Raw genomic sequence first — 13,015 nt, forward strand, 5'->3', positions numbered from 1 at the left:
CTCTTGGAAGACGTCGAATATTAGCCAAACATTCTCGATATTCCGTCATCTTCGAAAAGCAACTGGACAGTTCTAAGAGAACACGCTCTGGTAGACGGCGGGTTTGAGGATTTCCTTCTATGAATGCAGATGAAATTGTCAGCCATCCCGCGCTGTTTCCTGCGATTCAAAGGCAGTCGCGGGCCTTTTTACAAGTCTCCGAAGAACATCCGCGGCTGGCGGCAGTCTTTGCGACCCATCAGCGCTGGCTGATGGCGATGGTTGCAGTTTCCCTTTACTTTCGAAGTAACCCCAGCGGCAGCCCGAAGGGCACAAGCACTGCCCGCTTCTTCGAGGTGATCGATTATCATTCGGTGGCCAGCAAGAATACCGCCAGCGCATTCGTCAAGGAGATGCTGAACTACGGCTTTGCCAGCTATGGCTCCGATATCGAAGACAAGCGGACGCTGACGTTTCATCCGACGGCTTTGAGTGTCGACGCGATAGGCGTCTGGCTGGCGATTGGCCTCACCACGCTCGACAGTCTCGACGGCAAAAACCGGCTAGCCACATTCCAGGCTGCTCCTGATGGCGCGCGTCGGCTTCTGCCGATTATTTCCGACGGGCTGCTCAAGTCTCGCGCCGTGCGGGAACCCAAGAACACCTTCTCCCTTTTCTCGTGGCTCAACGAGGGCGGAATCGTCATGGAGAGGCTGATAACGGGCATGCGAAAAGCCGACATCAAGGCCGAGCGCATTTCGACCGACATAACCTCGGTCACGAATCTGGGCATGTGGCTGAACCTGTCGCGAGCCCATCTGGCGCGAAAGCTCCGCGAAGCCGAGACTGCGGGCAGCCTCGGATGGCATGGCCAGAAGAACCATTCGGTAATGTGGGTGTCGCAGGGCTTTCTGCAGGATTACATGACCGCCCAGGCGGTCAAATTGGCGATCATGGATGCTTCGTTCGTGACGTGTTTTGGGCCGGAGACAGTCGAGAGGGAGATTGTCGACCGGTCCGTGATTGCCAGTGCGCCGACAGCTCATACGATCTTTTGAGAGATGCTTTCATGTGTGCTGAATTCTTCCTGCCAGTAGATTTGCTCGGCATGAAGCCCTGACTCTGAAAACTGCTTTAGGTCGATAAAGTCCCCATCTGGTGTCTTGGCGACAAGGTGGAAGATTTCACTATCTTCTAATGTTGCCATGAGTTCGTGCATGAAATGCTCAAGACCATATTGAGCAATCAGCATGGGCCGATCATTTTCGGCAGCCAAGGCCAGCAGAGAACGAAATGCTTGATCTGAAGGAAAATCTCGCTCGCCCAGCATAGGGCGGAGGCTCGCCAGCACATGATCAAAACGATCAAATACTGCTCGTCCGAATTCCTTCAGCAATTCATCGGCTTGATTGGTCGACTTGATCACGGCGTCCCCCTGTTCTGACACCTATTTATGGTGCCATCCAAGCCGTTCGATCAACAAAAAAGGCCCCGCAGAACGGGGCCTTTTTTCTCGGTGCTGCAAGCAGCACCTGAAATTCGAAAGCGGATCAGCGCTTCGAGAACTGGAACGAACGACGGGCCTTGGCCTTGCCGTACTTCTTGCGCTCGACGGTACGGCTGTCGCGGGTCAGGAAGCCGCCCTTCTTGAGCACGCCGCGAAGGCCCGGCTCATAGTAGGTCAGCGCCTTGGAGATGCCGTGACGGACAGCACCGGCCTGGCCGGAGAGGCCACCGCCGACGACGGTCGCGATGATGTCGAACTGGCCGACGCGGGCAGCAGCGACGATCGGCTGGTTGAGGATCATCTGCAGCACCGGACGGGCGAAGTAAGCCGCGAATTCCTTGCCGTTGACGACGATCTTGCCGGAACCCGGCTTGACCCAGACGCGAGCGATCGCGTCCTTGCGCTTGCCGGTGGCATAGGCGCGGCCCTGCTTGTCCAGCTTCTGGACATAAACCGGGGCAGCCGGCTGTGCGGTAACGGCAGCGGTGCCGAGTTCTGCGAGCGAGTTGAGCTCAGCCATGATTACGAAGCCTTCTTGTTCTTGGCGTTCAGCGCGCCGACGTCGAGCGTCACAGGCTGCTGGGCGACATGCGGATGTTCGGCGCCGGCATAGACGCGCAGATTCTTCATCTGGCGGCGACCAAGCGGACCGCGCGGGATCATGCGTTCTACGGCCTTTTCAAGGACGCGTTCCGGGAAACGGCCTTCGAGCAGCTGGCGCGCGGTGCGCTCCTTGATGCCGCCCGGGTGGCCGGTGTGCCAGTAGTACACCTTGTCGGTGAACTTCTTGCCGGTGAATGCGACCTTGTCGGCGTTGATGATGATGACATTGTCGCCATCGTCGACATGGGGGGTGAAGGTGGGCTTGTTCTTGCCGCGGAGGATGTTGGCGACGATGGATGCGAGACGACCAACGACGAGACCCTCGGCGTCGATCAGCACCCACTTCTTCACCACGTCCGCAGGCTTCTGCGAAAAGGTTGTCATGGTCATATGCTTTCGGTTCGGACCTTCCGGAGAAGGCGTTTCTTGTTGCTTGGATTGAAACGCCGCCTGCGCGCCGCTTCAAAAACAAAACGACGGCCAATGTGGCCGCTGTTTCGATGACGGCTTATAGGCTGCGAATATCCCCAAGGTCAAGTGACAAGAAATGGCTGCTTTTCGATTAAATTCAATAAAAACAATGCGCTAAGTATAAGGTATTATTTTACCACACAAATTTCAGCGCTTCGGCGGTATCGAATAGGTGCCGGTGGCATGCGCGACCGTCTGCCCGTCCGGTCCGGCGACGATATCTATGTCGTAGACCATCAGGCTTTTTCCGAGCTTCAGGATGCGGCAATGGCCGTCGATCGGGCCGGCTTGCGCCTTGCGCATGAAGTTGATGTTGAGATTGGTAGTCACCGACAGCGCGTCAGGTCCGGCATGGGAAAGCACGCAGACATAGCCACCGATATCGGCCAGCGTGAACAGCGAAGGGCCGGACACGGTGCCGCCGGGGCGCAGGTGACGCTCGTCGGCATTCAGCCTCACCGTGCAACCTCCGGGAAATACGTCGACCGCCTCAAAGGCCGTCAGATCGCCGTTCAGCTGCGGATAGACGGATTTCAGCAGATCGTTGATTTCGCCGGCCGTCATCTTCGGTTCGAGTTTCTGCTGGGCCGGCATCTGATCTGCTCCTGTCGAGGGGTCTGGTTCTACCGTCGATGCTTCCGGCTGCTTATATCTGCCCGAAAGCGTCGCCAGAAAACACGTTTGCCCCCTGTTCTTCAACCTGCAGCGTGTTAGTTCTTTGGGCGAGACGAAGGAGATGAATATTGGCTGAGATCGTCGCCATAAAACCCGCGCCTGAAGGGCCGGTAACCTCGGTGCTTAAGGAAGGCGTGCTGCGCCTGACGCTGGCCAATCCGCCGGCCAATGCGCTGTCGATCGCGACGATGGCGGCACTTCAGGCCGAATTCGACCGTGCCCGCGACGAAAAGGCGGTGCGCGTAATCATCCTGGCAGCAAGCGGCAAGCTGTTCTGCGCCGGTCACGACCTCAAGGAAATGACGCTGCACCGCGCCGATGCTGACCGGGGCAGGGCCTTCTTCGAGCGCAGCATGGGCGCCTGCGCGCAACTGATGCAGACGATCGTGCGCCACCCCAAGCCGGTGATTGCCGAGGTGGATGGGCTGGCCACCGCTGCCGGCTGCCAGCTTGTCGCCAGCTGCGACCTCGCCATTGCCTCGAACGAGGCGACATTCTGCACGCCCGGCGTCAATATCGGCCTGTTCTGCTCGACCCCGATGGTGGCCCTGTCGCGCAACGTCTCGCGCAAGCAGGCGATGGAAATGCTGCTGACCGGCGAAACGATCGACGCGACGACGGCGCGCGAGTTCGGCCTGGTCAACCGCGTCGTGCCGCGCGAATACCTGAATCAGATCGTGAACAAATACGCTCAAACCATTGCTTCGAAATCACCTTTGACGCTGAAGATCGGCAAGGAAGCTTTTTATGCGCAAGCTGAAATGGGCCTTACTGATGCCTACGAATACGCATCGCGCGTGATGGTCGAAAACATGCTGGCCCGCGACGCCGAGGAAGGCATCGGCGCCTTCCTCGCAAAGCGCGATCCGAAATGGACGGGCGAGTAGGCGCCCCGACGGCTGCATCCCACCTATCAAACAAGCAGGCATCATGAATCACGATTCCTACGACAATTCCTACATCTCCGGCATTCTGAATTCGGTGAAGACGATCGCCGTCGTCGGCGCATCGGCGAACGATGTGCGGCCGAGTTATTTCGTCATGAAATATCTCATCGCCAAGGGTTTTACCGTGTTCCCGGTCAATCCGGGGCAGGCGGGCAAGGAGATCCTTGGCCAGATGACTTATGCGAAGCTCGCCGACATTCCGCACGGGATAGACATGGTCGATATCTTCCGGGCTTCCAATGCCGTGCCGGCAATCGTCGACGAGGCGCTGGCGCTCGACCCGCTGCCGAAGGTGATCTGGATGCAACTGACCGTCCGCAATGACAAGGCAGCAGCGCGCGCCGAGGCGGCCGGCCTTAAGGTCGTGATGAACCGCTGCCCGAAAATCGAATACGCCCGCCTTGCCGGTGAGATCGGCTGGAACGGTATCAATTCGGGCGTTCTGTCGTCGAAAAAGCCGATCATGCGCTCCGGCTTCCAGAGCTTCGGCGTTCGGCAGAAGTAGTTTTCGCAAAATCATTCCGTCGCGCCGCCATTTTCACGCGGCGTAGGCTCAAAGTGCATAAGGCGGAAGTATTTTGTTCTTTGCATTCGCGGCAGCGCTCCGCCAAGAATAGCAACGAATTTTCAAAAGAGCTTTTCGGAGGAAAAAATGTCCCAGCGGATTCCCGGTTTCAACACGCTCGCAGTTCATGCCGGCGCCAAGCCCGACCCGGCAACGGGCGCGCGCGCCACGCCGATCTACCAGACGACGGCCTATGTCTTCGATGATGTCGATCATGCCGCCTCGCTGTTTGGCCTGAAGGCGTTCGGCAACATTTACACCCGCATCATGAACCCGACGCAGGCCGTACTGGAGGAGCGCGTGGCGGCCCTCGAAGGCGGAACGGCAGCCCTTGCCACCGCTTCCGGCCACGCCGCGCAATTGCTGGTGTTCCACACCATCCTGCGCCCGGGCGAGAATTTCATCGCCGCCAGAAAGCTTTACGGCGGTTCGATCAACCAGTTTGGCCACGCCTTCAAGAATTTCGGTTGGGAAGTGCGCTGGGCCGACACCGACAACATCTCGACCTTCGAGAGCCAGATCGACGACAAGACGCGCGGCATCTTCATCGAGAGCCTGGCCAATCCGGGCGGTGAGTTCGTCGATATCGAGGCGATCGGCAACATTGCCCGCAAGCACGGCCTGCCGCTGATTGTCGACAACACCATGGCCAGCCCCTATCTGCTGCGGCCGATCGAGCATGGCGCCGACATCGTGGTGCACTCGCTGACGAAATTCATCGGCGGCCATGGCAATTCCATGGGTGGCGCGATCGTTGATGGCGGCACGTTTGATTGGTCGAAATCCGGCAATTATCCGATGCTGTCGGAGCCGCGCCCGGAATATGGCGGCGTCGTGCTGCACGAAACCTTCGGCAATTTCGCCTTCGCCATCGCTGCGCGCGTGCTGGGCCTGCGCGACTTCGGCCCGTCGATATCGCCGTTCAATGCCTTCCTGATCCTGACCGGACTGGAAACGCTGCCGCTGCGCATGCAACGCCATTCGGACAACGCGCTCAAGGTCGCCGAATGGCTGTCGAAGCACGACAAGATCGCCTGGGTGTCCTATCCCGGCCTGCCGAACGACAAGAACCACAAGCTGCAGCAGAAATACTCGCCGCTGGGCGCCGGTTCCGTCTTCACCTTCGGGCTCAAGGGTGGCTACGCCGCGGGCGTGAAATTGGTCGAGGGGCTGGAGTTGTTCTCGCATCTCGCCAACATCGGCGACACCAAATCGCTGGTCATCCACCCGGCCTCGACGACGCATCGCCAGCTTTCCGACGAGCAGAAGATCGCTGCCGGTGCGGGGCCGGATGTGGTGCGGTTGTCGGTCGGCATCGAGGATGTCGCCGATATCATCGCTGATCTCGAACAGGGCCTGGCGAAGGCTTGATGGAGTAAGGGCTTGTCCGAAAAATTCCTGACGATCGACACGACAAGCATCGAGCCGGAGGAAGGCGCGCCCGCTGAAGGGCGCGTCATTTCCGGCGATCCAAAATTCCGCACCTGGAACGCCGAGGAGGCCGAAGGCGGCCTCTATGCCGGCATCTGGGAATCGACGCCCGGCAAATGGCGCATCGAATATGACGAGTGGGAGTTCTGCCACATCCTCTCCGGCATCTCGGTGATCACCGAAGATGGTGGCGAGGCGCGTACGGTGAAGGCCGGTGACCGTTTTGTTCTGCGCCCCGGCTTTAGGGGAAGCTGGGAAGTGCTTGAAACGACACGCAAGGATTATGTGATCCGGGTTTGATTTTCAGGTGGGTGAAGGAATGCTGATATGATTGCACCGGATATCCCAACAAAGGTATCCGGCGTTTTCGTTTCAGCCAGCCTCCACAAGCGTCAACTTGGTACGCAGACGATCGTTGGCCTGCTGGAAAGGCTCGAGCTTTCGTTGGCCATAAGCGGCGGTTGAAATGAAAGCTTGCGGTAGGACCAGTGCATGACACGTTGCCCGGTGCCGGTGTCTATGACCAATAGCCCGTGATTTCTCAAAAACCTTGGCCAGCGGCTATAAGGGGGCTCACGGAAGGTGAGCAACGACAGGTCGAGCATGCTGGCGGCTGCCCGCGATCCGGACTGGATGCAGTAGGGTTGGGAAGCGGCAGTCTTTGCTGCCTGCCAGTGGACGGCTATTGCGGTGAAGCAGGCGAAGACGATGGATGCGCCGACAGTCCCGGCCAGGACAAAACAGGCGAGGCCATAGAGATCGTACGATAAAGGGCCCTGCGCCTTGCGCCGGCGCTGTATCGCCTGCTGTGCAAAGAACAGCGCGCCTGCCACCAGCAAGGCAAAAACGATGTCACCGCGCCATCGGCTGAAAATACCAAGCCCGAACAACAGCAAGAGCAATGCAGGCGCAACGGCGAGAACCGCGATCATTCCATCTTTTCCGGGAGTGGGGGTTCTCGCTGGACGCACCAGGAGGATTGCCAAACCCGCCAGGACAATCGCTACGAGGGCGAGGATAAGGGCATTTACGATGAATTGGCCCAGCCCAAATCGGTCGTCTGAAGCCGAAAAGGAGCCTGACAGCACAAGGCAAATCAGGACTTCATTCAGCGCGAGGGCGATAAAGGTTATCGGCCATCGCGCCGATGCGGCGCAAAAAATCGCCAGCAGCAGCGGCAGATAGAGGATGAGCAGGATTATGTATGAGCTATCGACCAGCATGTTCTGACCATTTGCACGGCAGTCTTTCCAATCCATGAAAATGATAAGTGTCGCGGAAGCGTGGCTCTTCAGCGGGCGCCAGGCCGGGCAACCGATCGAACAGCACCTTCAACGAGCTCTGCAACTCCAGCCGCGCCAGCGGTGCACCGATGCAGAAATGGATGCCGGCGCCGAAGGAGACGTTTTTCTGGTCGCTGCGGCCGGGCATGAATTTCTCCGGTTCGACGAATGATGCCGGATCGTGATTGGCCATGCCGAGCAGCAGTCCGACCTGTTCGCCGGGCTTGACCGTCACGCCGTCGGCGAGCTCGATCTCACCATAGGCATAGCGCGTGAACATATGCAGGGGCGCGTCGAAGCGCAGGCATTCTTCCACCGTCGCTGCGGTCGCTTCCGGTGTGCCAAAAAAGCGGCGGGGGTCGCCGCCCTGCGCAAGGATGGTGCGCACGGCATTGCCTGTCTGATGGACAGTCGCCTCGTGGCCGGCGTTGAGCAGCAGGATCGCCGAGGAAACCAGCTCGTCCTCGCTCAGTTTCTGGCCGTCCTCCTGCGCCGAGATCAGCAGGCTGAGCAGGTCGTCGCCCGGATTCTTGCGGCGCTCGGCCACGTAGGAGCGCAGGAAGTCGGCAAATGCAAGCGACGACGCGTTGGCCTTGTCCTCGGTCTCGCGCGTGCGGCCATGCATATACATCGCCACCATGTCGTGGGACCAGTCGAGCAGTTGCGGCCCCATTTCCACCGGCACGCCGAGCATTTCGGCGATGATGGTGATGGGCAGGGGCGCTGCGAACGCCGGCAGAAGATCGGCTTCACCCGCCGGTTCGAAACGATCGACCAACTCGTTGGCGAGCGCCTCGACGCGCGGGCGCAGTCGCTCGACCTGGCGGGAGACGAAGGCGCGGTTGACCAGCGTCCGCAGGCGGGTGTGAACCGGCGGCTCGAGCTCCAGCATGGAATTGGCCTCGATCACGTCGAAGGCCTTGAGATGGGTGCGGTCCCGATCGGTCCCCCGGCTGTCAGGAATGCCGGCCGGATTCTGTCGGCCGAAGCGCCGGTCGCGCAACAGCCGGTTGACGTCGTCATAACCGCCAAAGCACCAGAAGCCAAACTCCTCCCAGAAGAATACGTTCGATGCGCCATGCAACCAGGCATAGGCCTCGTACGGATTCTGGACGAAACGCTGCTCGTGCGGGTCGAGACGCAGGCGGCGATGGTCGGGGGCAAGGGTCAGGAAGGGCGGTGGGCTAATCGAATGCATAAGCCGATATAAGCGAAACCACGTATCTGTCACCAGCGACAGTTTCTTTGATTGATTAAACGAACTGGTTCGTACATCCTGACGTTGCCGTAACGGGAGGTTGCGGCGACCGGATTAAGGGAAGGAGACCGGATATGTGCCCTCCAGGATGTTTTCATTCGATATGTGAGAATGCAACCCGCCGCGGCCTGCTGAAGGCGGGCTTTACACTGGGGCTTGGTGCCGCTGCCGCGGCTGCTCTGCCGGTAGGGAAGGCCGCGCTGGCCGCGCCGACCAGTTTCAGCGAGACTGTGGATCTTTCGCATGCGCTGTTCGAAGGATTCCCGACATTCAGCGGAGAAAAATGGTTCACGGTCGAGAACATCGTGAATTTCGCCAAGGACAAGGTGAACCTGAACCGCTGGACGCTTGTGGAGCATTCCGGCACGCATATGGATGCGCCCATCCATTTCTCGGCCGATGGGATGAGCGCGGATATGATTCCGATTTCCGATCTGATCGTTCCGGCGGCGGTCATCAACATCGCCGCGCGCGCCGCCGAGAATGCAGACACCGCACTGACGCCCGACGACATCAAGGCATGGGAAGCCAGGAACGGCCGGCTGCCGGACGGATGCTGTGTGATAATGAATTCGGGTTGGCACAAACTGGTCGGCGATGCCAAATTTGCCGGCCGGGACGCCGAAGGCAAGAACCACACGCCGGGGTTTCACATCGAGACTGTGCAGATGTTGATTGCGGAAAGGAATGTGAAGGGAATTGGCGTCGACACGCTTTCGCTTGACACCGGCCTGAATTCCGGAGGCGCGTTCCCTGTCCATTACGAGTGGTTGGGGAGCGGTCGATGGGGCGTGGAGGCGGTCGCCAATCTCGATGCAATCCCCGAAAGCGGGGCGCAACTCTTCCTGGGGATTCCCAAGGTCAAGGGCGCGACCGGAGGTCCGACCCGGGTGATTGCCCTGCTTTGAACACCGATGCGCAGCCCTTGCGAAACCATTCGCAGGGGCTGCGGCTTGATTTGGCTCGCATGCCTGATTGGCTTGCCGTCGTTGAGCAGCCGAAGTGGCGGATTGGCAACTTGCCAGCCTGGCGTCCTGCCGTATGGTAGTCGCACTCGGCCAACCCTGCCGGCCGAGCTTTGCTGGGATTTTCCGTATGAACATCATCGTCGTTGGCGCGGGCATCGCCGGCCTTTCCACCGCATGGGCGCTCACCAAGGCGGGACATCAAGTCAGCATTGTCGAGCAAGGGCCAATTCCCAATCCGCTTGCTGCCTCCGGCGATCATCACCGCATCATCCGCCGCGCTTATGGTGCGTCGAACGGTTACGGGCGGCTGATAACCGAAGCCTATGAGGCCTGGGACGAACTCTGGGCGGATCTTGGCGAAACCCATTACGATCCGCGAGGCTTCATCTGCGTCTCGCGCGAACCGGGGGACGAGGCCGACGAATATCGCGAAGGGCTGGAGGCCGGTGGCTATCCCTTCGAAATGGTCGAGCCGGCGGATGCCGTTACCCGCTGGCCTTTCCTTGAAGCGGGGAGCTTCAACTACGCCTTCTTTTCCCCGGAAGGCGGATCGCTTCATTGCCGCAAGATCGCCGCTGGTCTCGTCCGCTGGTTGAAGGCGAATGGCGCGAATGTCTATGAGAACAGCAAGGTCGTCGAAATAGATCAGGACGCCGGAATGGTCGCGCTCGAATCGGGTGAGACGATGCAGGGTGAACGCGTCATCGTCACGGCAGGCGCATGGGTTCTGAAGCTGTTCCCGGAACTCGGCTTCGAACTCACGACCTATCGTACCGCGGTCGTCTATCTCGAGCCCCCAGCCGACCTGAAGGCTGCCTGGGAGGTAGCACCGGTGATTCTGGATGTCGGCGGCAAGACCGACGGCTACATCATTCCGCCTTCAGGCGGTGCAGGGCTGAAATTCGGATCGGGCCTGCACAAGGTCAAGACCAGCGACGCCAACTGGAACAGGCAGCCGGTGAAGGGCGAAGGGGAGGCTATACGCAACCTGTTCTCGCCGCCGATGGCCCGCATTGAAGAATATGCGGTCAAGGAAGTGGTGACCTGCGCCTACACCTTCACCGCCGACGAACGCTTCCTGGCGCGCGCGCTGGGCAAATGCCTGGTGGTTTCGGCATGCTCAGGCCACGGCTACAAATTCGGCGCCGCTGTGGGCCGCAGGGTGGCTTCAGCGGTGCAGGCCGACGATACAGAGAGCCTCATATCCTGGCTGCGCGCCGAGACGGTGTAACTCGGTGCGGGCACAGCATGAAAAGCGCGATGAAGCGCTGATGCAGGTCCGGCCTGATTCGCGTTTCGTCAGGCTCGTCCTTCCACACCATAACGGTGCAGGGGATTCGTCATCGCCGTCGTCTGCGTAAGACCGAGAACCTTTCGGATGGTTTCGGGGCTCTCGCTGACCACGGTCTGGCCGACGACATGGGTGATGATCGTCCCCGGGCCATGTTCTTTCATGGAAACCAGATGAGTGGTGTTGAAAAAGATCTGCTTGCCGTCAAAATCGGTGAGTGCAATCCACATGTCGAGCCCCTGCAAAGCGCGAAAAATCTCGCGTGCCAAGAACCCAGGCCGGATGAACTGCCTCACGCCATTTGCGGCTTCAATGAGACCCACGTACATCTGAGAAGTTGAAGTCTTGCGCAAACGGGAACGTTTTGCAACTGCGAACTAATATATGTTTGCCAAAAGGTTACCCAGCGTCACATGCGCGAAAATGGTTTCGATGAGCGGCACCGGTCTGCAGGGATTTGCAAGGCAAACGTCTTTCCCATGCCGGCTAGCCGGTGAACAGATTCTTAATTTGTTCAAGGAAAAGAGGTGGTACGCCCAAGGGGAATCGAACCCCTGTTACCGCCGTGAAAGGGCGGTGTCCTAACCGCTAGACGATGGGCGCGGAAGACGAAGCGGGTTATAGTCAGCTTGTTTGCTATGGGCAACCCGTCAAAAGCCCGTTTTACAAACTTTTTTTATCTCATCTGCGGCGGCGGCAACGCCAGTTCCAGTCGCGCTCCGGGCCGACGTCGATATGCACCGATTCCGTGTGGCAATAGGTGCCGACGCCACCGCGGCCGGGCATGGAGCGGACGTAGTTGGCCAGTTCCCATTTGCCAACGCCGGGGATCTGAATGTCGGCTGCCGCGCAATACATATGCAGCGAATTCTTGGCGCCGCGGGCTTGGCGGTTGCGGCTCGGGCTGCGGTAGCCCGAGGTGACGATCATCTTCTTGCCGTAGTGCTGTTCGACCACCTTCAGGACACGGACCAGCGAAGGCTTCAGGCAGGCAACATCGACATTCTCGGTCTGCTTGAGAAGGCCGTTGGGGGCAAGGCGCGCCAAACCAGCGGCAGACGCTACCTGAATCGGTTCGTCGTCTTCCTCGTGCAGATCGACATCGCTGTCGTCGTCGAGGCCTGATTTGCGCTTGATTTCGAAAAGGGCGGTCTGGCGCACGCCGGGTAGGGCGTTTTCGCCGCTGTCGGAGGCAGAATTTCCTCCGCTGAGCGAGGCGAGGGCAAGCGGCTTTGCGGCAGAGTCAGCGGAAGCCAGCTGAATGATCGGCTTGGCTTTTTCTTCTGCTACCGGCGCCGGGACGGCCGCAGCTGCGGCTTCCTTGATTGCAGGAGCAGCCGGTTTCGGCTGCGCAATTACTGGCTTGGATGTCGCGGAAGCGGACGATGCACCGAAGAACGAAGCAAGGAAGCCTTTTTTCTTGGGCGCGGCCTGTTCGGCCTGAGGTGCTTCGCCGGCTGTCACATAGACCGGATTGTTCATTTCGGTGGCGGCACTTGCCACTTGCACCGGTTTCGCCGCTACGGGACCTTCGCCGTTGCGGCCCGTCGGCGCGGAAGCCTGGACCGCCTTTGGCTGTGCAGCCGATTCGGCAGGCGCTGATGCCGGCGCAGAATCAGCAGTGGCCGCAGCGGCGGTCTGCGTCGATGCCTCGGCGTTCACCGCAGCTTGCGACTGCAGCGCGGGATTTTCGGTGGCGGGCTTTGCGGCGGGCAGATAGGCGACTTCGGCAGGCAATGCCGTGTCGCCTTCTTCCATGACTGTCGTCACGGCCGGGCTGCCGGCATCTGTCTGCTGGGAGGTGGTAACGGAACTGGTCTGAAGGCTCGAACCACCCGTGGCGGCCTCGGCTGCCTGAGCAGGTGCGGTTCCTGGTGCGTTGAAACCGGGAGAGCCGAGTTCGAGGGTAGGGTCGGTGGTCGATGTGCAGGACGCCAGCAGAACGGAGAACAGCGCTGCCACAACGGCACGGCTCCCCCCTTTCGCAAAGCGCGACCTTGCTACAGTCAAGCCCGTCCCCTTCTGCCTTCTCAGCCG

At 59.8% G+C, this 13,015-nt stretch carries 15 protein-coding genes and 1 tRNA gene; 7 read left to right on the forward strand and 9 right to left on the reverse strand.

All coding sequences use genetic code 11. From position 1 onward, the window contains the following. The first annotated feature begins 119 nt into the window (after positions 1 to 119). On the forward strand, positions 120 to 1,037 hold the full coding sequence (locus WBQ96_RS22505) for a hypothetical protein (RefSeq protein ID WP_336552536.1): 918 nt from the start codon (positions 120 to 122) through the stop codon (positions 1,035 to 1,037). On the opposite strand, the gene WBQ96_RS22510 is transcribed toward WBQ96_RS22505, so the two are convergent. The 4 genes from WBQ96_RS22510 to WBQ96_RS22525 form a co-directional block, all read right to left on the reverse strand. Further along, positions 1,022 to 1,405: a hypothetical protein gene (locus WBQ96_RS22510; protein ID WP_336552537.1), complete on the reverse strand. Its 384-nt coding sequence runs from the start codon at positions 1,403 to 1,405 to the stop codon at positions 1,022 to 1,024. The genes WBQ96_RS22505 and WBQ96_RS22510 overlap by 16 nt on opposite strands. 124 nt (positions 1,406 to 1,529) lie before the next feature. Beyond that, positions 1,530 to 2,006, reverse strand: a complete 477-nt coding sequence (rpsI, locus tag WBQ96_RS22515; protein ID WP_091916670.1) for a 30S ribosomal protein S9 — start codon at positions 2,004 to 2,006, stop codon at positions 1,530 to 1,532. A 2-nt stretch (positions 2,007 to 2,008) separates the two neighbouring features. Then, entirely contained in the window at positions 2,009 to 2,473 is a 465-nt protein-coding gene (gene rplM, locus WBQ96_RS22520) for a 50S ribosomal protein L13 (protein ID WP_091916849.1), read from the reverse strand. Positions 2,474 to 2,707: 234 nt separating this feature from the next. Continuing rightward, entirely contained in the window at positions 2,708 to 3,154 is a 447-nt protein-coding gene (locus WBQ96_RS22525; protein ID WP_336552538.1) for a PaaI family thioesterase, read from the reverse strand. A 149-nt stretch (positions 3,155 to 3,303) separates the two neighbouring features. Here WBQ96_RS22525 and WBQ96_RS22530 point away from each other — a divergent pair, with 149 nt between their 5' ends. The 4 genes from WBQ96_RS22530 (at position 3,304) to WBQ96_RS22545 (ending at position 6,478) form a co-directional block, all read left to right on the forward strand. Next, positions 3,304 to 4,122 (forward strand): enoyl-CoA hydratase, encoded by an 819-nt coding sequence (locus tag WBQ96_RS22530; protein WP_336552539.1) that lies wholly within the window; start codon positions 3,304 to 3,306, stop codon positions 4,120 to 4,122. Between the two features lie 43 nt (positions 4,123 to 4,165). Then, positions 4,166 to 4,687: a CoA-binding protein gene (locus WBQ96_RS22535; protein ID WP_336552540.1), complete on the forward strand. Its 522-nt coding sequence runs from the start codon at positions 4,166 to 4,168 to the stop codon at positions 4,685 to 4,687. Positions 4,688 to 4,834: 147 nt separating this feature from the next. Next, on the forward strand, positions 4,835 to 6,118 hold the full coding sequence (locus WBQ96_RS22540; protein WP_336552541.1) for an O-acetylhomoserine aminocarboxypropyltransferase: 1,284 nt from the start codon (positions 4,835 to 4,837) through the stop codon (positions 6,116 to 6,118). Positions 6,119 to 6,130: 12 nt separating this feature from the next. Then, positions 6,131 to 6,478, forward strand: a complete 348-nt coding sequence (locus WBQ96_RS22545) for a cupin domain-containing protein (protein WP_336552542.1) — start codon at positions 6,131 to 6,133, stop codon at positions 6,476 to 6,478. A 92-nt stretch (positions 6,479 to 6,570) separates the two neighbouring features. Here the strand turns inward: WBQ96_RS22545 and WBQ96_RS22550 are convergent, their stop codons facing one another. Together WBQ96_RS22550 and WBQ96_RS22555 are read right to left on the reverse strand one after the other, a co-directional pair. Continuing rightward, positions 6,571 to 7,401: a hypothetical protein gene (locus WBQ96_RS22550; RefSeq protein ID WP_337035931.1), complete on the reverse strand. Its 831-nt coding sequence runs from the start codon at positions 7,399 to 7,401 to the stop codon at positions 6,571 to 6,573. Continuing rightward, entirely contained in the window at positions 7,388 to 8,659 is a 1,272-nt protein-coding gene (locus WBQ96_RS22555; protein ID WP_336552544.1) for a cytochrome P450, read from the reverse strand. The genes WBQ96_RS22550 and WBQ96_RS22555 overlap by 14 nt, the downstream gene beginning before the upstream one ends. Before the next feature lie 134 nt (positions 8,660 to 8,793). Here WBQ96_RS22555 and WBQ96_RS22560 point away from each other — a divergent pair, with 134 nt between their 5' ends. Both WBQ96_RS22560 and WBQ96_RS22565 read left to right on the forward strand, forming a co-directional pair. Next, positions 8,794 to 9,627 carry a cyclase family protein gene (locus tag WBQ96_RS22560; RefSeq protein WP_336552545.1) on the forward strand — a complete coding sequence of 278 codons (834 nt, stop codon included), beginning with the start codon at positions 8,794 to 8,796 and terminating at the stop codon, positions 9,625 to 9,627. A 187-nt stretch (positions 9,628 to 9,814) separates the two neighbouring features. Next, positions 9,815 to 10,918, forward strand: coding sequence for an NAD(P)/FAD-dependent oxidoreductase (locus WBQ96_RS22565; RefSeq protein ID WP_336552546.1), 1,104 nt, complete (start codon positions 9,815 to 9,817; stop codon positions 10,916 to 10,918). A 68-nt stretch (positions 10,919 to 10,986) separates the two neighbouring features. Here WBQ96_RS22565 and WBQ96_RS22570 read toward each other — a convergent pair whose 3' ends face one another. The 3 genes from WBQ96_RS22570 to WBQ96_RS22580 all read right to left on the reverse strand — a co-directional run bounded on the left by WBQ96_RS22570 (position 10,987) and on the right by WBQ96_RS22580 (position 12,940). Next, positions 10,987 to 11,247: a hypothetical protein gene (locus WBQ96_RS22570; protein WP_337035932.1), complete on the reverse strand. Its 261-nt coding sequence runs from the start codon at positions 11,245 to 11,247 to the stop codon at positions 10,987 to 10,989. A 259-nt stretch (positions 11,248 to 11,506) separates the two neighbouring features. Further along, positions 11,507 to 11,581, reverse strand: a tRNA-Glu gene (locus WBQ96_RS22575). A gap of 78 nt (positions 11,582 to 11,659) precedes the next feature. Beyond that, positions 11,660 to 12,940: a YcbK family protein gene (locus tag WBQ96_RS22580; RefSeq protein WP_336552548.1), complete on the reverse strand. Its 1,281-nt coding sequence runs from the start codon at positions 12,938 to 12,940 to the stop codon at positions 11,660 to 11,662. Positions 12,941 to 13,015: the final 75 nt, after the last annotated feature.

Origin of the sequence: Mesorhizobium sp. CCNWLY176 (assembly GCF_037153935.1) — a bacterium.
GTDB lineage: Bacteria > Pseudomonadota > Alphaproteobacteria > Rhizobiales > Rhizobiaceae > Mesorhizobium_M > Mesorhizobium_M zhangyense.

What these genes read in the sequence shown, in the direction of transcription:
- WBQ96_RS22505 (WP_336552536.1), top strand. Translation starts at nt 120, where the DNA reads ATGAATGCAGATGAAATTGTCAGCCATCCCGCGCTGTTTCCTGCGATT.
- WBQ96_RS22525 (WP_336552538.1), bottom strand. Translation starts at nt 3,154, where the DNA reads ATGCCGGCCCAGCAGAAACTCGAACCGAAGATGACGGCCGGCGAAATC.
- WBQ96_RS22550 (WP_337035931.1), bottom strand. Translation starts at nt 7,401, where the DNA reads ATGCTGGTCGATAGCTCATACATAATCCTGCTCATCCTCTATCTGCCG.
- WBQ96_RS22535 (WP_336552540.1), top strand. Translation starts at nt 4,166, where the DNA reads ATGAATCACGATTCCTACGACAATTCCTACATCTCCGGCATTCTGAAT.
- WBQ96_RS22540 (WP_336552541.1), top strand. Translation starts at nt 4,835, where the DNA reads ATGTCCCAGCGGATTCCCGGTTTCAACACGCTCGCAGTTCATGCCGGC.
- WBQ96_RS22565 (WP_336552546.1), top strand. Translation starts at nt 9,815, where the DNA reads ATGAACATCATCGTCGTTGGCGCGGGCATCGCCGGCCTTTCCACCGCA.
- rpsI (WP_091916670.1), bottom strand. Translation starts at nt 2,006, where the DNA reads ATGGCTGAGCTCAACTCGCTCGCAGAACTCGGCACCGCTGCCGTTACC.
- WBQ96_RS22560 (WP_336552545.1), top strand. Translation starts at nt 8,794, where the DNA reads ATGTGCCCTCCAGGATGTTTTCATTCGATATGTGAGAATGCAACCCGC.
- rplM (WP_091916849.1), bottom strand. Translation starts at nt 2,473, where the DNA reads ATGACAACCTTTTCGCAGAAGCCTGCGGACGTGGTGAAGAAGTGGGTG.
- WBQ96_RS22555 (WP_336552544.1), bottom strand. Translation starts at nt 8,659, where the DNA reads ATGCATTCGATTAGCCCACCGCCCTTCCTGACCCTTGCCCCCGACCAT.